A 19,824-nucleotide genomic window follows, 5' to 3' on the forward strand; every position below is an offset into this window, starting at 1 on the left:
TTTCGTCTGCAGAAAAGTATTGCTTATTTTCGTGTAGAAATGCAGAGGGTCGGGGTTCACTGATATTAGAACCTAGCTCTTCACCGACCACCATTAAGAAAAGTATTGCTGATTTTTGTGTAGAAATGCAGAGGGTCGGGGGTTCACTGATATTAGAATCTAGCTCTTCACCGACCACTATTAAGAAACCTGAATCGAAATATTCAGGTTTTTTTTCGTCTGTAGAAAATGGTAAAGAATGCAATTTGGTAGCGCATCTCTGAGTTTTGAGAAAATAGCTGGTCAGAGGGTGAGGGCTCCTGATATTGGATTTGAGCATCATTAAAAAATCGGGATGTTTGTGTTTTTATTAGCTCAAAATGACCAACAACTCTGTGAGGTTAGCAGGATTTGAATAGTAGTTATTTGGATTGTGTATTGCTCATTTTATCAAATGATAAGAAAACAGGGCGAATATGCTACGTAGGTGGGTGGCGTAAATTTTGCAACCGTTCGTTGTAATGGATATATCCACTGATATTTATATTTTTAATGGTTATTGTCGCTAGTTATTCTAATGAAAGCGATACTTTGTTTAATTAATGTTAATTTAATTTTTTGTTGTTCTTGAAAGTTTATTCATAAATGTATTTTTTAATGGTTATGATTGTTTGGATTATTATGTTGACGATAGAGCCATGTTGGTTGCTATTCAGTGGGTTATGGTTAATTTATTGTTTAGTTCTCTATTGTTTATATATGCGTTTATATAGGGTAAATATGCGAAATATATAAATGATGATAGTTTTTTACTTTGTGTTGTTGCTTTTTTGTAATATTTTTGACAAATTGAAGTAAGGCATGCAATCAGACAATAGTATTGGCATGGAAAGGAATCAATTATTCAGATAGGCAGGATGCTGCCAGTAGTGGAGTCTGATAATGGCATTATTAGAAGTAAAAAACCTGCGTATAGAATACCCCTCGCGTCATGGTACGCATGCGGCGGTAAAATCACTGTCATTCACCATTGAGCGTGGTGAAATTGTGGGTGTTGTTGGTGAGTCTGGCGCGGGTAAATCGACGGTGGGAAATGCTGTTATTGATTTATTGAGCCCTCCCGGACAAATTGCTAGTGGCGAAGTGTTTTTAGATGGCGCTAAAATATCAGGTTTAAGCGCGGATAAAATGCGCCAAGTTCGTGGATCAAAAATTGGTTTTATATTTCAAGATCCAATGACCTCATTAAATCCTTTATTCACGGTTGAGCAGCAATTAACTGAAACCATTGTGACTAATTTAAAAGTGTCACAATCTGATGCACTCAAGCGAGCTTTAGTGTTGATGGAACAGGTAGGTATTCCTGAGCCTCAGCTGCGAATTAAGCAATATCCTCATCAATTTTCTGGTGGTATGCGACAGCGCGTCGTGATTGCTATCGCGTTAGCTGGTGAACCCGACTTAATTATTGCTGATGAGCCGACCACTGCACTTGATGTATCAATTCAAGATCAAATATTAACCTTGATTCGTGACTTATGTGTGCAGAAAAATGTCGGCTGTATGTTGGTGACCCATGATATGGGCGTGGTATCGAATGTTACCGATCGCGTTGCTGTGATGTATCGTGGTGACTTAGTTGAAATGGGGACCACTGAACAAGTATTGCAGCGGCCACAACATCCTTATACCCAAAGTTTAATTTCAGCAGTACCGCGTTCTGATATTAAGTTGAAGCGGTTTCCGCTAGTGACGTATATCGAAGATGTTAAGCAGACGCCGACGCTGGATGTTAAACAGCACTGGCTCGGGCAAAGTCAAGATCAACGGACTTATCAAGGCGCGTTGCTTGAGGTTGAAAATGTTAACTTACGCTTTATTACTAAAGATTCATTATTTGAAAGCCGCCGTGAATATGTGCAAGCCAATAATGATGTCAGCTTTCATATTGCAGAAGGTGAGACTTTTGGTTTAGTGGGAGAATCTGGTTCGGGTAAATCCACTATTGCGCGAGTTATTGCGGGTTTATACCCACCAAATAGTGGCACGGTACGGTTTGAAGGTATTGATCTTACCGCATTAAAAAGTGAATCTGAACGTCGTCCTCTGCGTCGTCAAATGCAAATGGTATTCCAAAACCCTTATACATCAATGAACCCTAGAATGCGTATTTTTGACATTATTGCAGAGCCAATTCGATTCCATAAGTTAACTAAAAATGAATCGCAAACACGACAAATTGTGAATGACCTTTTAGATTATGTTGGCCTTGGCCGAGCAGCTGGCATTAAATATCCCCATGAATTTTCCGGTGGTCAGCGACAACGGATCTCAATTGCGCGCGCCCTAGCCACTCGACCTCGATTATTAATTTGCGATGAACCAACATCAGCACTGGATGTTTCAGTACAAGCGCAAATTCTAAACCTCTTAAAAGATCTTCAAGATGAGCTTAATTTGACGATGTTATTTATCAGTCACGATTTACCCGTGATCCGTCAAATGTGTGATCGTATTGGCGTGATGCAACAAGGAACCTTATTGGAAGTTGCACCAACAGAACAATTATTTACTGCACCACAACATCAATATAGTCAGCATTTGATTTCATTAATGCCTGAGTTTAAAGGACTGGAAATCAAACCTCAGCAACGCGCTTAATTTGTTGTTATGAGAGATAAATAAAATAAATACTGAGCGACGGCGCTTGGGCATAAAGGAGTTATGCAATGAAAACCATCAAGAATAAATTAGCGCTAGCATTGGTTGCAGCAGGGTTAAGTTTTAGTGTCACAGCCGCAGATCTAAAGCTCGGTTACGCATCAGATCCGGTCTCACTTGATCCTCATGAGCAATTGTCTGGCGGCACATTACAGTTGTCACACATGGTGTTTGATCCATTGGTTCGTTTTACTCAGAAAATGGATTTTGAACCTCGCCTAGCACAAAGTTGGCAACGTATTGATGCTAATACGTTTCGATTCACCTTACGCCAAGGGGTGAAGTTTCATTCTGGTAATCCATTGACGGCTGATGATGTGATTTGGACCTTTAATCGCCTACAAGCCTCACCTGATTTTAAAGCTATTTTTGAACCTTACTCTGAGATGAAAAAAGTCGATGACTATACTGTTGATATTATCTCTAAAGGCGCTTATCCATTGGTCCTTCAAACTGCGACCTACATTTTCCCAATGGACAGTAAGTTTTATAGCGGTAAGACCGCAGACGGTAAAGATAAAGCGGAAGTGGCTAAACACGGTAATTCATTTGCTTCAACCCATATGTCGGGCACTGGGCCATTTATTGTTAGTGATCGTGAGCAAGGGGTAAAAGTTGAATTTACTCGTTTTGATGGCTATTGGGATACGGCCTCAAAAGGTAATGTTGACACTATTTCATTGTTACCTATTAAAGAAGATGCGACCCGTGTTGCCGCGTTACTTTCTGGTGGGGTCGATATGATTGACCATGTAGCGCCGAACGACCATCAACGTCTTAAAAGTGCCGAGGGGGTTGATTTAGTGACGCTTCCTGGTACCCGTTTGATCTCATTTCAAATGAATCAAACCAGTAATGAAGCCCTAAAAGATATTCGTGTTCGTCAAGCGATTGTGCATGCGATTAATAATGAAGGCATTGTTAAAAAAATCATGAAGGGATTTGCGACCGCGGCAGGACAACAAAGCCCTGCGGGTTATCAAGGTCATGATAGTGAATTAGTGCCTCGTTATGATGTTAAAAAAGCCAAGCAGTTAATGAAAGAAGCGGGATATGAAAAAGGTTTTACGCTTACCATGCTAGCGCCGAATAACCGCTATGTTAACGACGCTAAAATTGCTCAAGCAGCGGCGGCAATGTTATCAAAAATTGGCATTAAGGTGGATTTGAAAACGCTGCCTAAAGCGCAATATTGGCCGGAGTTTGATAAGTGTGCTGCCGATATGATGATGATTGGCTGGCATGCTGATACCGAAGATTCTGCTAATTTAACTGAATTTTTGACCATGACGCGAAATGAGAAAACAGGTAAAGGTCAATATAACTGTGGTTTCTATTCTAATCCGGAAGTGGATAAGTTAGTGACAGCAGCCAATGTAGAAACCGATCCTGCTAAGCGAATTGCGATGCTTAAACAAATTGAGGTCACGCTTTATAACGATGCGGCATTTGTACCACTGCATTGGCAGAGTACCGCTTGGGGCGCACGTAATAATGTTCATGCCGGCGCGATCGTTAACTCAATGGAAATGCCATATTTTGGTGACCTTGTCGTCGATGAAAAATAATAATTAATGGGCAGTAAATAAAGCTAAGCATGAGTGCCGAGGCGGGTTTGCTTCGGCATTTTTTCAGGATGAAATTAAAAAAGGGGCAGGGAATGTTTTCGTTTCTGGTCAAACGCCTGTTTCAGGCACTGATAGTGATGTTTGTGATCAGTCTGGTGGCATTTGCCATTCAGGATAACCTTGGCGATCCGTTACGAGAGCTCGTCGGGCAGTCGGTATCAGAAGCTGAACGGCAACAATTACGTGATGATTTGGGGCTTAACGATCCGTTTGTCACCAAATATAGTCGTTTTCTGGGGAATGCCGTCCAAGGTGATTTAGGGACGTCATATACTTTTAAGCGCCCTGCAATTGAGGTGATTTTAGATAAATTAGTCGCTACTTTTGAACTCGTATTTGGGGCGACAGTGATCATTATTTTAGTCTCGATTCCACTGGGTGTGTATTCCGCTATTCACCCTCGTAGTGTATTTACTAAAGCTGTTATGGCATTTAGTAGTATTGGTATTTCTATTCCGGTGTTTTTAACGGCAATTATGTTGATGTATGTATTCTCAATTGAATTAGGTTGGTTACCCTCATTTGGGCGTGGTGAAACGGCGAATTATCTGGGTTGGGAATCTGGTTTCTTTACTATTGATGGCTTAAAACATTTAGTGCTGCCATGTGTGGCGTTAGCCTCGATTATGTTGCCGTTGTTTATTCGCTTAGTGCGTTCTGAAATGCTGGAAGTATTAAGTTCAGAGTACATCAAGTTTGCTAAGGCAAAGGGATTGCCGATGAATAAGGTTTACTACCAACATGCGCTTAAAAATACCATGTTGCCGGTATTAACCGTGGGTGGCGTGCAAATTGGCACCATGATTGCTTATACAATTTTGACTGAAAGTGTATTTCAGTGGCCGGGAACCGGGCTGCTATTTTTAGATGCTATTAATCGAGTTGATACTCCACTTATTACCGCGTATGTGATTTTTGTAGGACTCATTTTTGTGGTCACCAATACCATTGTTGACCTGCTTTACGGGTTGGTTAACCCAACAGTCGATTTGACGGGTAAAGGAGCGTAAGTCATGGAGAGTATTAGCACCGTTGCACCAACTCGTTGGCAGCGTTTTAAAAATTCCGATATTGTGTATTATTTTCTTAAAGACAAAGTGGCGATGGTGTGTTTTGCCATTTTTATAAGCTTTGCCACCGCGGCTTTATTTGCGCCGTTTATTGCACCGACAAATCCTTATGATTTATCAACCATCGATATTATGGATTCTGAATTACCACCCGCATGGATGGAAGGTGGTGATGCTAATTTTAGCCTTGGTACCGATAATCAAGGCCGTGATATTTATTCGACCATTTTATATGGTATGCGTTTATCTCTGACAATTGGTTTATTGGCTGTTGCATTACAGTTAGTGCTGGGGGTGATCATTGGTTTAACCGCCGGTTATTTTGGTGGGCGGATTGATAGTTTATTAATGCGCGTTGCTGATGTGCAGTTGTCGTTTTCTACCATGATGGTGGCGATCATTGTGTCTGCTATTTTCCGTACCGCGTTAGGCGCTGAAACGTATGCTCAATACGCGGTGATCATGCTAGTAGTGATTATCGGTTTTGCGGAATGGCCACAGTATGCACGAACGGTACGTGCCTCGGTATTGGCAGAGAAAAATAAAGAATATGTTGAAGCGGCAAAAATAATGGGGTTTCGCGCACCACGAATCATGTTTCGTCATATTCTACCCAACTGCTTATCGCCCATTTTGGTGATTTCAACGGTACAGGTCGCAAATGCGATTATGTCGGAAGCTGCGTTGTCATTCTTGGGGTTAGGTTTGCCAGTGGATCAGCCATCATTAGGCTCACTGATCAGCATTGGCTTTAACTATATTTTCTCTGGCTCATGGTGGATCACCGCCTTCCCTGGAATAGTATTAATTACCTTAGTGTTAGTGATTAACTTGCTCGGTGATTGGTTGCGGGATGTGTTTAATCCGAAGATTTATAAAGGTTAGATTAGGTTTGTTATCGAGTTAGTGAATGAATAAAGGCGACCGCATGGTCGCCTTTTTGTTCTTGATTAAGAGTGCAATTTAGAAAATCAAATGTGCCATTAGCGCAATCACTGGCAGAGTGACTAAAGTACGCAGAATAAAGATCACAAATAATTCCCATGCTTTGACAGGCACTTTACTACCAATTAATAATGCGCCAATTTCCGACATATAAATCAACTGAGTGACTGACATTGCCGCAATAATAAAGCGGGTCATATCACTTTGAATGGTCGATGCCAAAATTGATGGTAAAAACATATCGGCAAACCCAACCACGATAGTTTTTGATGCCGCTTCTGCTTCTGGAATATGCAGCAATTCAAGGAATGGAATAAATGGCATCCCTAAGTAATCAAAAATAGGGGTGTTTTCTGCAATTACTAATGCCACTGTACCAATTGCCATTACAACAGGTAGCACGCCAAACACCATATCAACAGCGTTTTTAATACCATCAACAACAATTGCAGGTAAGCTTTTTACTTCCGCGGCTTTTTTTAGTGCTTGCTCAATCCCATAAGAGAAAATGTTATGGCCTTCAGGAACGGTTTCATCATGTGATGATTCAGTGGTGCCATTGATATAGATATTTTTCTTACGTGATAACGGTGGTAAGCGTGGCACGATAATCGCGGCGACTAAACCAGCTAAGCATATAGTTAAGTAAAACGGGGCAAACATATGCTCTAAATTAACTTGAGCAATGACCACTAAGCTGAAAGTAATCGATACTGCTGAGAATGTTGTCCCAATAACAGCGGCTTCACGCTGGGTGTACATGCCTGATTCATATTGCTTACTGGTCAGTAATACGCCAACAGAGCCATCACCTAACCATGAAGCAATACAGTTAACGGATGAACGGCCAGGTAAACCAAAAAGAGGACGCATGATACGAGTAAATAATGTACCAAAGAATTCTAATAAACCAAAATTCAGTAATAGTGGTAACAGTAAGCCCGCAAAAATAAATACTGAAAATAAGACTGGTAATAAATCATTTAATACTAAGCCACCAGTAGCATCGTTACGAAACATTACCGGGCCAATATTAAAGTAAGTCATCACCGCAAAGATAGCGCCAAGCTGCTGTACGATAAACCACATTAAAGAGGGGTTTAATAAGCCATTGATGAAGCTGTTGCGAATGATAAATCCAGGCTTAAAGAGCTTGGTAATAATAGACATGATAGCAGTAAAACTGATCACGCCTGTCACAATCGATGTCAGTGAATTTTCAAAATGGCTTTGAATAGTTTTGGCTAATACGGCGATTGGGATCGTAATGTCACCATCAAAGTTGATCGGTGCCATAAATAAAAACACGCCAATTAATGATGGAATGATAAACATTAACCAATTATTGATATTTTTAGGTGGTGCTACTGCTTGTTGATGCATATTTGTCTATAACCTACTGGTAGAAACGGCCGAATTAATGGGGGTATCCCCGAGGTCTTGTGAGAATAACTATTCATTGTTATCCCATAAATAAGAATTCGAAGATTACCGTTTTTATGTAATAGATGGAATAGTTAGCAACTAAAAAATTGGTTATTTATGCGATTATCTGGGTTTTTTATTCGAGGTGGCTATTTTTAGACGTTACGTATGTGGTACTGGTTTACTATCTGAGAAAGATTTATTTATCATATTTCAATGTGATTTTAAGTTAATTATTACTATATGGTAATAGTCTTTATATTTTTAAGCTATTGTTGATTTTAAGTGTTGAGTTAGACTTCATTCCATCAGAAAGCATCACTAAAGATGGTGCCCAGTTAAATAAATAGTCGGCTGAATTTAGCTAATAATTTCAGATTCGACGCCATTCATTTTTGTGACACTCAAATCCAATAATAGATCGACTAACTGTACTCAATAAGATCACTGCATTGACTTTGGTCTTACTATAAAAATAAGGCGCTCCCCATGACAATATTAGCAACGAAGCCCGGAATTATACTGATTAAATCAGGCTCTTTTAAATTAAATGATCTAAGTAAGTTACTTGAAGTTGAAGGCTTAAAAAGTGATATGGCCGAGGTTGCTGTAACCACGAACAGCAACGCATTAACGATGGGTCATTTCACCATGTCTCCAGGAGTTGAATTTGAATACTTTTACGATTCTGTTGAGTACAAGGTGATCACAAAAGGTAAGATTGTAGTTCGTGATGAAGCCGGTACTAAATATGTTGCTGAAGTTGGCGACGTTATTTTATTTAGCCCTGATGTTACGGTTATCTTTGATGCAGAAAGTGACGGTGAAGCTATTTATACTGCACATCGTCCTGCAGCAGCTGATTTTGCTCCGGCACAATAAAATAAAAAACAGTATAAATTTAACCCCTAATGTATTGTTAGGGGTTGTTTAGATGGACATCGATGTTTAACCATTACTATTTGGTAACAGTGTTTTTGATTTTCATCGTATTGTTAATCAGAAGGTAATGGTTAAAATAGGATCATATTATAACGGCTTGTTAATTTCGTATAGACTGAAATGATTGAGCTAAAATAACGATGAGGTACACCATGGCAGCACATTCAAATCAGCAATTTCATGTCGGTCAGATCATTGATGAACACCCGTTTGTTGCTGGTGATGGCGCAGTGATTGAGATGTTCCGTAATGATATGAGTAATATCGTTTTTATTGGTTTAACTGGCATTACAGCTGAAGAGCAACAAATGATGGCAGAAGCTACCGCAGAATTTGGTTGTATGAAAACTGATAATGGCGGTTGTTTAGTTGTGTTTAAATTAGCAGAATTGGCGTTTGATATTCAATTTAATGCTGCAGCGATTCCAAATGAATATTTTCAACAGCCAACCACATCAACATTAGCCTTATCGATGATGGCGTTAGATACCAGTAATAATGAGCTTAAAGTGATCCGTGAATTATCATTACCTGAAGCTATTACTCAACAAATGATTGAAGTAATGAACACTCAGCGTGCGATTGAAGATCCAGTGGCAGTCAATGCAGAAAACATGCATTTATTAAATACGGTTAGTACTGAAGAATTATTAGAAAAAATCACCTTAACCCCTATTCAAACAGTAGTTGCGCCAAGCTGTAGTTGTGGTCATAGCCATGATGATGGACATCATCATTAAGATGCAATCCTCAGTATAGATAAAATAAAAAACACCGCTTTTAAGCGGTGTTTTTATAAAAAGGTGTTTTTTGAAAAGGTTAATTTAATACAATCTTACTATTGGTATAAATGTGGCTCAGACTTTGTTCTTAATATAAATGTTTTTGCATCACATGGTGTAGAAAAATAAAAACCTTGATATAAATGAATATTAAATTTGTTAACTTTATTTAATTCTGACTCTGTTTCAATACCTTCAGCTACAATAATAAGATTCAACGAGTTTCCTAATGTCGCTAGTGTTTCAAGCATATTACTTTTTGATACTGCAAACCTATCTGATATGAAATATTTATCTATTTTCATTATATCAAAAGGTAATTCCTGAATAGTAAGTAAATTGGAATATCCAGTACCAACATCATCAATTGATAATAATATAGATTCTTTTTTTAATTTTTTCATTACAGCATTAATTTTATCTAAATAAATAAAACTGTTTTCACTTTCTGTTAATTCTATTATTATTTTGTTTTTTATATTTTGATTGTTTTTAATTAAAGTGACAACTTTTTGTATGAATTTATCATCAAGAAGCATTGATACAGTAAAATTAAAGCTTAGCATGAAGTCTTTATTTATATTGGCTTTATTTAGTGTGTTAAATGCCTCTTTTATTAAGTTTAAAGTAATATCCTTTATATCGTTTGTTTTTTCCAAATTAGCGATGAATTCTGTGGGAGGTATAATTTTTCCGTTATAATTCCAACGACATAGGATTTCTGCAGCAATGAATTTTTGTTGTTTGATTGAATAGATAGATTGAAAGTAAGGTATAAATTCACTGTTGTTAGCTGCTTTTTTTAGTCGTCTATATAATACCTTATTACTATCAAAATAAGATAATAAAAAATATGACAATATATTTATTAATAAGAGTGAGATAATAAAGTTAAAAGATAGAATCATTAGAAGCTTTTTAACTGTTAAGCCACTAATAATAATAGAGTGCAGATGTTTGGCATTATGTTTTAAACTATAATATAGACGTTCGTTAGGTATTATTGAGTTTGAATCAATGACAAGAAAGTTAGTGATTATGTTATGGCTTGAATTTTTTAATAACTCAGAATAGAAGTTAATTATATAATAACCAGTTCCAAATTTAAAAATATAATTAGTTTTCTTCTTGTTATAAGGGTCATCAAATAATTTAACTCTTATGTTGTTATGGATCATTTGTTTGATATATTCAGGTATGGGATTATTGATACCACTATTATTATAATGATATTTATCATTATAAATATAGGCAATGTCCATTATCTCTGGATACTTTATTTCAATTTCTTCTAAAAAACGTTTATTTTTTTCTTTGTTATTTAACTCTAAATTACTTTCATGTTCAATATGTAATTGTGGTTTATAGATAACGTTATCTAATAGTTGTATAATGTTGCATATTTGTTTTTGCTCTATATGTCTAATTGTCATATGGCTAATTAATAACGATAATAAAGCACTTAGTAATATAATTATAAAAAAGGAAGATATTTTTTTCATTGTTATCTTTTATATGTGCATCGTAATGCTTATTGGTGTCATCTGTTTATAGGTGCGTGCATTATATATATCAATAATTTCAAATAACAATAATTTAATTATATTTCAAATAGAGTGAAGTTTATTTTTAAGGGGGGATAATAAAAATTAATATAATAGGGTTGTTTGATTAATCCTTTAATGAGATATATTTTTTTTCATATTTCATGTTTTTTTATTCTTATTTTTGCTAATAAAAGAATAGTTATATATTCATGATGAAATAAAAAGGCCGATAATTCGACCTTTTTAATACTGTCAGAGATCTGACTATCGCATGGTAACAAATTCTTCTGAACCTGTTGGGTGGATAGCAACAACACTATCAAAATCAGCTTTAGTTGCGCCCATCTTTATCGCTACACCAAAACCTTGAATCATTTCATCAACGGTATAACCGATGCCATGCAGACCAACGACTTTCTCATCATCACCAGCACAGACAAGCTTCATTTTACATGGCTGGCGGTGAGTTGTGACAGCGGTGTACATTGCAGTAAAGCCTGATTGGTAGACTTTGACGTTGTCTTCACCGTATTGATCAATGGCTTCTTGAGTTGTTAGACCAATAGTACCAATTGGTGGGTGGCTAAATACCACTGTTGGTACCAGTTTGTAGTCCATCTTGGCTTCTGGCTTGTTATTAAACAAACGCTCAGATAATTGACGACCTGCTTTAACAGCAATTGGGGTTAGTTCGATACCGCCTTCCATGATGTCGCCAACACAGTAAATACCGTCAATATTGGTTTGTTGGTATTGATCAACTTTGATGTAACCACGAGCGTTGGTTTCAACACCGGCAGCTTGAAGGTTGATTTTGTCTGTGGTTGGGTGACGACCAATCGCCCAAATCAGTAAATCGGTGTTATGTGATTTACCGTCTTCAAAATGAAGTGTGATAGAACCATCGGCCTCTTTTACCACTTCTTTAGGAATTGAATGGGTGTGAAGGGTTGGACCTTCAGCTGCCATTACTTCCACTAAAGTATCAACAATCATTGGATCAAAGCTACGTAGTGGTGATTCTTTACGAACGAACAGATGGGTATCTGTGCCGAGTGCACTTAATACGCCCGCGATCTCAACTGCGATATAACCCGCACCTACAATTGCAGTACGTTTTGGTTGTGCTGTTAGTTCAAAGAAACCGTTTGAGTCAATACCGTGTTCTGCGCCAGGTACATTAGGAATTGTTGGTTCACCACCGACCGCAATTAAAATATGATCGGCAGTGTAATGTTCACCGTTAACAGCAATAGTTTTAGCATCAACAAAGGTCGCAAAGCCATTGATGACTTCAACGTTATTATTACCAAGTACATTGTCATATGAAGTATGAATGCGGCTGATGTAAGCTTCGCGGTTTTCAACCAGTTTAGCCCAGTTGAAATCTTTCACATCAACATTAAAGCCATAGTCTTTAGCGTAAAGGTGGATCGCTTCAGCGATTTGAGCGCCGTGCCACATTACTTTTTTGGGTACACAACCGACGTTAACGCAGGTGCCACCAAGGGCTTTTGCTTCAATTATTGCAACCTTAGCACCATACATTGCAGCGCGGTTTGCTGATGCAATACCGCCGCTACCACCACCGATACAGATGTAATCAAAATGCTTCGCCATGACTTTACTCCAATAGATGTTATGAATATTCACTGTCACCTAGTGTAATCAAGATTGGGCTGAGTGACGAGGATTTAAAATCGGAAAAATCGATTAATATAATGTTTTACCATCGAAAATGATGATTGTCACGTGGGGAATGTAACAGCTACACCGCAATGCAGCTGTTTTTTAGGCAAAGTATTATCAGTGTAATTTACTCAGGCACGATCCATTCGATTTTATGATGACCATGATTGGGTGCAATGGCTTGTTGCAACCATGGCAGTATTTGCTCCATTTGACTGGCTAATTTCCATGGCGGGTTAATCACAATCATGCCTGAAGCTGTCATTCCTCGTTCTTCTGTGTCTGGTTCTACACCCAGCTCAATTTGAAGAATATTACGAATATTTAAGTCTTTCAAGCCGTCAATCATGCGATCAATAGTTTCACGGTAAACCACAGGGTACCAAATAGCATAGGTGCCTGTTGCCCAACGTTGGTGGCTGTGTTTGATCGCTTTCACCACATCTTGGTATTCGTGTTTCAGCTCATAAGGGGGATCAATCAACACCACGCCTCGGCGTTCTTTAGGCGGTAAACTCGCTTTTAGACGAGCAAAAGCATCTTCTTGATACATTTTAACGCGACGATCACCGCGAAATTCTTGTAACAATAACGGGAAATCGCTTGGGTGTAACTCGGTTAATACCATGCGGTCTTGGTCGCGAATCTGAGCGCGAGCAACTTTGGGTGAACCAGGGTAATAACGTAATTCGTCAGTGTCATTAATGGCTTTAATGGCATCAATATACGTGGCAATTTCGGTAGGTATATCATCGCGAGACCAAATACGGGCGATACCTTGCTTAAACTCACCGGTTTTTTTGCTACGCTCATCTTGAAGATCATAGCGGCCTACACCTGAGTGAGTATCGTGATACACGAACGGTTTATCTTTCTGCTTGAGTGCATCCAGAATTAAGCTTTGAACAATGTGTTTAACCACGTCTGCGTGGTTGCCAGCGTGAAAGCTGTGGCGATAACTCAGCATGAAATCAGTCTCTATCGGTATCTAAAGCAGGGGTGCTCACGCTATTATCGTCAATTATGCGCCAATATCCAACTATGGTGCCAACCTTTGCTATTCTCAAGATTGAGCAACTGCGCTATTTCGGCCTTTTTAGACGCTAAACCGAACAAGGGATTGAAATTTATCTATCGCGGGCGCATGTTAATAATAAGATAAAAATAAAGGAAAAACGTATGTCTAACCCATTGTTGACGATGACTGATTTGCCTCCATTTGCTCATATTAAACCTGAGCACATTAAACCTGCGGTTGAACAAGCGATCACTGATTGTCGAAATAACGTTGAAGCCGTACTGTCTCAATTTCAAATGCCAACATGGGACACAATTTGTCGCCCATTAGCTGAGTTAGATGATCGCCTAGGGCGTATTTGGTCACCAGTAGGGCATCTTAATGGGGTTAAAAATAGCCCTGAATTGCGCCAAGCATATGAAAGTTGCCTGCCGTTATTATCTGATTATGCGACGTGGGTTGGACAGCATAAAGGCCTTTATGATGCATATAAGATGATTCGAACCAGTGATGATTTCGCTGATTTAAGTCAAGCTCAACAAAAAGCAGTAACAGATGCCCTTAAAGCCTTTGAGCTGTCAGGTATTGGGTTACCTGCCGAGCAACAACAACGCTTTGGTGAGATCAGTAAGCGTTTGTCTGAATTAGCCTCAACCTTTAGTAATAATGTACTCGATGCCACTATGGCGTGGAGCAAAGTGATTACTGATGTTGACCAATTACAAGGTTTACCTGCATCAGCATTGCAAGCGGCACAAGCAAATGCACAAGTGAAAGATGAGCAAGGCTATCTATTTACGCTTGATATTCCATCATATTTACCGGTGATGACGTACTGTAATAATCGTGAGTTACGTGCTGAAATGTATCAAGCATTTAGTACGCGCGCGTCTGATCAAGGCCCAAATGCAGGTGAGTTTGATAATACTGACATCATTGCTGAAAAACTAAAACTCAGTCATGAAATGGCGCGTTTATTGGGCTTTAGTAGTTACGGTGAGAAATCATTGGCAACCAAGATGGCACAATCGACGGATCAAGTGCTGGGCTTTTTAAACGATTTAGCTGATCGCGCTAAGCCACAAGGTGAGCGTGAAGTGGCTGAGTTACGTGAGTATGCGCGTGATGAATTTGGTATTGAGCAATTAGAACCGTGGGATTTTGCTTTTTATTCTGAAAAATTAAAACAACATCGTTACAGTATTTCTGATGAAGAATTACGCCCATATTTCCCTGAGCAAAAAGTGGTGGCGGGGTTATTTGAAGTGCTAAACCGTGTGTTTGGGCTTGAAATAAAACAACGTCATGGAGTAGAAGTGTGGCATGAATCGGTGACCTTCTATGACATCTTTGATGCTCAAGGCACGTTGCGTGGTAGCTTCTATTTAGATTTATATGCCCGTGAACATAAACGTGGTGGTGCATGGATGGATGAGTGCATGGTTCGTCGCACTTGCATCGATGGTAGTTTGCAAACACCGGTAGCTTATTTAACGTGTAACTTTAATCGTCCTGTGGGCGATCAACCGGCACTATTTACTCATAACGAAGTCACAACCTTGTTCCATGAAACGGGTCACGGTATTCACCATATGCTGACTCAAATTGATGTGGCTGCGGTGTCAGGTATTAATGGTGTGCCATGGGATGCAGTTGAATTACCAAGTCAATTCCTTGAAAATTGGTGCTGGCAGGAAGAAGCGTTAGCCTTTATTTCAGGTCATTATGAGACGGGTGAGCCATTACCAAAAGTAATGCTTGATAAAATGTTAGCAGCGAAGAACTTCCAATCAGCGATGTTTATTTTACGTCAGCTTGAATTTGGACTGTTCGATTTCAGTTTGTATACTAACTATGATCCTGAAACTGGCGCTCAAGTGTTAGCAACGTTATTTGAAGTTAAAGATAAAGTGTCTGTTGTGCCAAGCCCAGAATGGGGTCGATTCCCTCATAGCTTTAGTCATATTTTTGCAGGTGGCTATAGTGCGGGTTATTACAGTTACTTATGGGCAGAGTTATTGTCGGCTGATGCGTTTTCTCGTTTTGAAGAAGAAGGTATTTTTAATACTCAAACAGGCAGTGATTTCCTCACCTGTATCTTAGAAAAAGGTGGCAGTGAAGAGCCGATGGAGTTGTTTAAGCGTTTCCGTGGCCGTGAGCCACAATTAGATGCAATGTTGCGTCACAGTGGTATTACTGGCTAAGATTTGCTTATCACAAAGCGATAACAAATAAAAAAGGCTCCTTGGGGAGCCTTTTTTGATCATAGCGTTAAGAGGGGTGCCCACTTAACTTAATTATTAGGTGTTATTAGTCTTGCGCCGTTACTACCATTGGCCAGCCCATATCAGTTTGACGGGTGGCTTCTTGGGTAAGTTCACTACGGGTTAAGGGATTATTGATAAGCCATTTTGCCGATAATAGTAACGTCAATTTGTTCTCTTCCATGCGTAAGCTAAACGGAGGTAAACAAGTTTGATCGCGGCGATGACATAAAATAATCGCTAAGCGTAGTAAGCGTAGTAAACGGGCAGCACTGGATGCAGATAACGCATATTGCTCTGGTAAACTGGTTAATGGGCCGTTATGGCGGCGCAATAGTTCAGCAATGAGATTTTTTTGGGCACGAGTAAAGCCAGGTAAATCCATGTGCTTAATTAAGTAAGCTGCATGTTCCCCACTTTTTTTAAATTCAATGCTAGCGCCAATCTCATGTAATTTGGCTGCCGCTTGAAGTAAATTTTCAGCAGGTGGCTCTAATTGCCAGTTAGGACATTGAGCTAATAATGCTAATGCCATATCGCTAACATTATCGGCATGGGTATGATCTAATTGAAACCGTCGTTGCATGCTACTAATCGTCCGCGAGCACACATCGTGATGACGCATTTGGTCCATCATTTCATACACTAACCCTTCACGTAGCGCACCGCCAGCAAGGGTCATTGATTCAATCTGTAATGATTCAAATAGCGCAATTAGGATCGATAACCCACTTGGAAAAACCAGAGCGCGCTCTAACGTTAAACCTTCAATATCAAGGTCTTCTAAGCGTTCATATTGCATTGCTTGGCGTTGAAGGCGCTTAAGTTTTGGTAGAGTGATAATCTCATCCATGCCTTGTGCTAGCATTATTTCTTGCAGTGCTTGTACGGTGCCGCTTGCGCCAACACAGGTTTCCCAACCTTGGTGAGTATAACGCTCAATAATGGTTTCAATCGCTTCTTTTGCGCCGTTAATGGCAGCATCAAAGTTAACTGAGGTTAGGTAGCGATCTTTAAAGTAGCGCTCTAGCCAAGTAACACAACCAATTTTTAAGCTTGTGAGTGCACTGGCATCAAAACCTTCACCAATAATGACTTCGGTACTGGCTCCGCCAATATCGACCACCAGGCGTTTATCGCTGCCCCCAGAGGTATGCGCTACCCCTTGATAGATAATACGTGCTTCTTCTTCGCCCGCAATCACGCTTACAGGATACCCAAGTATACTGTGAGCTTGGGAAAGAAATTCGTTAGCATTGACCGCTGTACGCAAGGCGGCAGTACCGACAATACGAATATGATCAGGTTTAATATCCTGCAAACGTTCGGCAAATATTGCCAAACAGTCAAGACCCCGTTGAATGGCTTCTTGGCTGAGTTCGTTTTGATGATTCAAACCTGCAGCTAAACGTACTTTTCGTTTAATTTTAGCCAGTGTTTGCACACTACCATTGACTTCACGAACAACCCACATATGAAAGCTGTTCGAGCCTAAATCAATCGCGGCATAAAGCGGTGATACTGAATTTCTTTCCATAGAGATACTTTAACTTATTTTATGCTGGTTTGTTTTGTGGCGGACGACGGCGATTATTACGCTGACGAGATTGCCCCTGGCCTTGACCTTGACGTTGGTTATTGCGACGACCACCTTGGCGAGGTGTCCGCTGTAAGCGAATTGGCGCAGGTAAATCATCTAAAAGTGCTTCAGAGTCATACTTTGATTGTGGAATACCATGCTCAATATAAGTCTCAATCGCTGGCAAGTTAATTGCGTATTCTTCACAAGCAAAGCTAATTGAGTGGCCACTTTCACCCGCACGACCTGTACGACCAATACGATGAACATAATCTTCAGCGTCATCAGGTAGATCATAGTTAAATACGTGGGTAACCATTGGAATATGTAAACCACGAGCAGCGACATCTGTTGCTACTAGGATATCAATATCACCTTTAGTGAATTCTTCTAGAATACGTTCACGTTTTTTCTGTGGTACATCACCATTAAGTAGGCCTACGCGATGGCCATCAGCAGCTAAATGACCCCAAACATCTTCACAACGATGTTTAGTGTTAGCGAAAATAATCGCACGATCAGGCCATTCTTCTTCAATTAACGTTTGTAATAAACGCATTTTTTCTTGATTTGATGGATAGAACAGCTCTTCTTGAATGCGATGACCTGTTTTTTGTGCAGGTTCAACCACAACACTTTCTGGGCTATTCATGTGCTCAAATGCAAGTTCTTTAACGCGGTATGATAACGTTGCTGAGAACAGCATGTTTAAACGCGCTTTTGGTTCTGGCATGCGGCGGAACAAGAAACGGATATCTTTAATAAAACCTAAATCGAACATACGATCAGCTTCATCCAATACCACCACTTGAATGCTGGCAAGGTCGATAACACGTTGCTTGTAAAAGTCGATAATGCGGCCACAAGTACCGATTAGAATATCAACGCCTTCGTCAAACACTTGTTTTTGTTTTTCATAAGGTTCACCGCCGTAAGCGAGGCCTGCTTTAAGGCCGGTGCTTGCAAGTAGCGATGAAGCATCATTGAAAATTTGGATCGCCAACTCACGCGTTGGCGCCATAATGATCGCTCGCGGTTGATTGGTTTTACGCTCTGCTGGTGCAGGTGTCTCCAATAGATGGTTAAAAGTAGCGGTCAGAAAGGCAAGGGTCTTACCCGTACCTGTTTGAGCCTGTCCCGCGATATCATGGCCAGTGAGCACAACTGGCAATGCCAAGGCTTGAATTGGGGTACAATTATGAAACCCTTTTTCTTCCAATCCTTTTAGCACTAGGGGGTTTAACCCTAGTTCGGCAAATTTCTGCTCTGTGATATGTGTCGTCTTCATTGCTATAGAATATCAGCTTAGGGTTGCAATACGAAACGTATTCCATTCAAATAGGATAACGATTTGCTGGTTAATTCAATATCAGCTAACAAAATCACTGTTGGAGTGGAAGATGAGCGATAAGATTGTGCAGCTTACCGATGAAAGTTTTGATACTGATGTTGTCAATGCTGCGGGCCCGGTGTTGGTTGATTTCTGGGCTGAATGGTGTGGACCATGTAAAATGATTGCCCCTATTCTTGACGAAATCGCTGATGAATATGAAGGTAAACTAACGATTGGTAAATTAAATATCGACCAAAATGCGGCGACACCGCCAAAATTTGGTATTCGTGGTATTCCAACGTTATTATTGTTTAAAGATGGTGCAGTTGCAGCAACTAAAGTCGGTGCGTTGTCAAAAACGCAGCTGAAAGAGTTCCTTGATGCGAACTTATAAGTGATATAATACCAACCATGCACAATTTCTAAGTTGTGCATGGTTTGTCTAGCGACTATGCTAGACTGATAGAACGTTTAGTGTTAACGTAACGCTCAGAAATTACATTTCCGTTCATTTCTTGACCAGGCCCTATTGGTCATCCTTATCTCAACTAATATAGAACCCCGATTTTGACAGACAAGAAACCCACCACTATGAATCTTACAGAACTCAAGAGCCAACCTATTCCTAAGTTGGTATCACTTAGCGAAAGTTTAGGATTGGAAAACCTGGCCCGCCTACGTAAGCAGGACATCATCTTCTCCATTCTTAAGCAACATGCTAAAAGTGGTGAGGATATTTTTGGCGACGGTGTTCTAGAGATTTTGCAAGACGGCTTCGGCTTTCTGCGTAGCGCAGACAGTTCTTACCTTGCAGGCCCTGATGATATTTATGTATCACCAAGCCAAATTCGTCGTTTTAACCTTCGTACTGGCGACACCATTGCCGGAAAGATTCGTCCACC

The 19,824-nt window shown here is 39.8% G+C and carries 16 protein-coding genes; 9 read left to right on the plus strand and 7 right to left on the minus strand.

Annotation, left to right across the window (positions count from 1 at the left end; genetic code table 11):
- Nucleotides 1–244: hypothetical protein (locus tag Q0V26_RS16230; RefSeq protein ID WP_297483771.1), on the minus strand; the 244-nt coding region annotated here is incomplete at its 3' end.
- A gap of 677 nt (nt 245–921) precedes the next feature.
- Here Q0V26_RS16230 and Q0V26_RS16235 point away from each other — a divergent pair.
- The 4 genes from Q0V26_RS16235 (at nt 922) to Q0V26_RS16250 (ending at nt 6,283) form a co-directional block, all read left to right on the plus strand.
- Complete coding sequence (locus tag Q0V26_RS16235) at nt 922–2,640, plus strand: ABC transporter ATP-binding protein (protein WP_297483773.1); 1,719 nt, start codon at nt 922–924, stop codon at nt 2,638–2,640.
- Nucleotides 2,641–2,708: 68 nt separating this feature from the next.
- Nucleotides 2,709–4,268, plus strand: a complete 1,560-nt coding sequence (locus tag Q0V26_RS16240) for an ABC transporter substrate-binding protein (protein WP_297483775.1) — start codon at nt 2,709–2,711, stop codon at nt 4,266–4,268.
- Nucleotides 4,269–4,360: 92 nt separating this feature from the next.
- Nucleotides 4,361–5,338: an ABC transporter permease gene (locus Q0V26_RS16245; protein WP_080159284.1), complete on the plus strand. Its 978-nt coding sequence runs from the start codon at nt 4,361–4,363 to the stop codon at nt 5,336–5,338.
- A gap of 3 nt (nt 5,339–5,341) precedes the next feature.
- Nucleotides 5,342–6,283: an ABC transporter permease gene (locus Q0V26_RS16250; RefSeq protein ID WP_297483778.1), complete on the plus strand. Its 942-nt coding sequence runs from the start codon at nt 5,342–5,344 to the stop codon at nt 6,281–6,283.
- 78 nt (nt 6,284–6,361) lie between these two features.
- On the opposite strand, the gene Q0V26_RS16255 is transcribed toward Q0V26_RS16250, so the two are convergent.
- Nucleotides 6,362–7,726, minus strand: a complete 1,365-nt coding sequence (locus Q0V26_RS16255; RefSeq protein ID WP_297483780.1) for a YjiH family protein — start codon at nt 7,724–7,726, stop codon at nt 6,362–6,364.
- Between the two features lie 531 nt (nt 7,727–8,257).
- Here Q0V26_RS16255 and Q0V26_RS16260 point away from each other — a divergent pair.
- Nucleotides 8,258–8,650, plus strand: coding sequence for a hypothetical protein (locus Q0V26_RS16260; RefSeq protein WP_297483782.1), 393 nt, complete (start codon nt 8,258–8,260; stop codon nt 8,648–8,650).
- A 212-nt stretch (nt 8,651–8,862) separates the two neighbouring features.
- Nucleotides 8,863–9,450 (plus strand): hypothetical protein, encoded by a 588-nt coding sequence (locus Q0V26_RS16265; protein ID WP_297483784.1) that lies wholly within the window; start codon nt 8,863–8,865, stop codon nt 9,448–9,450.
- Between the two features lie 98 nt (nt 9,451–9,548).
- On the opposite strand, the gene Q0V26_RS16270 is transcribed toward Q0V26_RS16265, so the two are convergent.
- The 3 genes from Q0V26_RS16270 to Q0V26_RS16280 all read right to left on the minus strand — a co-directional run bounded on the left by Q0V26_RS16270 (nt 9,549) and on the right by Q0V26_RS16280 (nt 13,695).
- On the minus strand, nt 9,549–10,994 hold the full coding sequence (locus Q0V26_RS16270; protein ID WP_297483786.1) for an EAL domain-containing protein: 1,446 nt from the start codon (nt 10,992–10,994) through the stop codon (nt 9,549–9,551).
- Nucleotides 10,995–11,303: 309 nt separating this feature from the next.
- Nucleotides 11,304–12,659, minus strand: coding sequence for a glutathione-disulfide reductase (gene gorA / locus Q0V26_RS16275; RefSeq protein ID WP_107277156.1), 1,356 nt, complete (start codon nt 12,657–12,659; stop codon nt 11,304–11,306).
- Between the two features lie 196 nt (nt 12,660–12,855).
- Nucleotides 12,856–13,695 carry a 23S rRNA (adenine(2030)-N(6))-methyltransferase RlmJ gene (locus Q0V26_RS16280; RefSeq protein ID WP_297483789.1) on the minus strand — a complete coding sequence of 280 codons (840 nt, stop codon included), beginning with the start codon at nt 13,693–13,695 and terminating at the stop codon, nt 12,856–12,858.
- A gap of 212 nt (nt 13,696–13,907) precedes the next feature.
- Here Q0V26_RS16280 and prlC point away from each other — a divergent pair, with 212 nt between their 5' ends.
- On the plus strand, nt 13,908–15,950 hold the full coding sequence (gene prlC / locus Q0V26_RS16285) for an oligopeptidase A (RefSeq protein WP_297483791.1): 2,043 nt from the start codon (nt 13,908–13,910) through the stop codon (nt 15,948–15,950).
- A gap of 106 nt (nt 15,951–16,056) precedes the next feature.
- Here prlC and gppA read toward each other — a convergent pair whose 3' ends face one another.
- Nucleotides 16,057–17,547, minus strand: a complete 1,491-nt coding sequence (gppA, locus tag Q0V26_RS16290) for a guanosine-5'-triphosphate,3'-diphosphate diphosphatase (RefSeq protein ID WP_297483793.1) — start codon at nt 17,545–17,547, stop codon at nt 16,057–16,059.
- A gap of 19 nt (nt 17,548–17,566) precedes the next feature.
- Nucleotides 17,567–18,877 (minus strand): ATP-dependent RNA helicase RhlB, encoded by a 1,311-nt coding sequence (gene rhlB / locus Q0V26_RS16295; protein ID WP_297483795.1) that lies wholly within the window; start codon nt 18,875–18,877, stop codon nt 17,567–17,569.
- A 112-nt stretch (nt 18,878–18,989) separates the two neighbouring features.
- Here rhlB and trxA point away from each other — a divergent pair, with 112 nt between their 5' ends.
- Both trxA and Q0V26_RS16305 read left to right on the plus strand, forming a co-directional pair.
- A complete protein-coding gene (gene trxA, locus Q0V26_RS16300) occupies nt 18,990–19,316 on the plus strand; it encodes a thioredoxin TrxA (protein WP_036789189.1) in 327 nt (108 codons plus the stop codon).
- A gap of 197 nt (nt 19,317–19,513) precedes the next feature.
- A partial coding sequence (locus tag Q0V26_RS16305) for a Rho termination factor N-terminal domain-containing protein (protein WP_297483799.1) occupies nt 19,514–19,824 on the plus strand: 311 nt, incomplete at its 3' end.

The sequence above is a fragment of the uncultured Photobacterium sp. genome, from assembly GCF_947039875.1.
In the GTDB taxonomy this organism is placed as follows: Bacteria; Pseudomonadota; Gammaproteobacteria; order Enterobacterales; family Vibrionaceae; genus Photobacterium.

Coding starts and splice junctions, on each gene's coding strand:
- Q0V26_RS16235 (WP_297483773.1), top strand. CDS start 922: ATGGCATTATTAGAAGTAAAAAACCTGCGTATAGAATACCCCTCGCGT.
- Q0V26_RS16240 (WP_297483775.1), top strand. CDS start 2,709: ATGAAAACCATCAAGAATAAATTAGCGCTAGCATTGGTTGCAGCAGGG.
- Q0V26_RS16245 (WP_080159284.1), top strand. CDS start 4,361: ATGTTTTCGTTTCTGGTCAAACGCCTGTTTCAGGCACTGATAGTGATG.
- Q0V26_RS16250 (WP_297483778.1), top strand. CDS start 5,342: ATGGAGAGTATTAGCACCGTTGCACCAACTCGTTGGCAGCGTTTTAAA.
- Q0V26_RS16255 (WP_297483780.1), bottom strand. CDS start 7,726: ATGCATCAACAAGCAGTAGCACCACCTAAAAATATCAATAATTGGTTA.
- Q0V26_RS16260 (WP_297483782.1), top strand. CDS start 8,258: ATGACAATATTAGCAACGAAGCCCGGAATTATACTGATTAAATCAGGC.
- Q0V26_RS16265 (WP_297483784.1), top strand. CDS start 8,863: ATGGCAGCACATTCAAATCAGCAATTTCATGTCGGTCAGATCATTGAT.
- Q0V26_RS16270 (WP_297483786.1), bottom strand. CDS start 10,994: ATGAAAAAAATATCTTCCTTTTTTATAATTATATTACTAAGTGCTTTA.
- gorA (WP_107277156.1), bottom strand. CDS start 12,659: ATGGCGAAGCATTTTGATTACATCTGTATCGGTGGTGGTAGCGGCGGT.
- Q0V26_RS16280 (WP_297483789.1), bottom strand. CDS start 13,695: ATGCTGAGTTATCGCCACAGCTTTCACGCTGGCAACCACGCAGACGTG.
- prlC (WP_297483791.1), top strand. CDS start 13,908: ATGTCTAACCCATTGTTGACGATGACTGATTTGCCTCCATTTGCTCAT.
- gppA (WP_297483793.1), bottom strand. CDS start 17,547: ATGGAAAGAAATTCAGTATCACCGCTTTATGCCGCGATTGATTTAGGC.
- rhlB (WP_297483795.1), bottom strand. CDS start 18,877: ATGAAGACGACACATATCACAGAGCAGAAATTTGCCGAACTAGGGTTA.
- trxA (WP_036789189.1), top strand. CDS start 18,990: ATGAGCGATAAGATTGTGCAGCTTACCGATGAAAGTTTTGATACTGAT.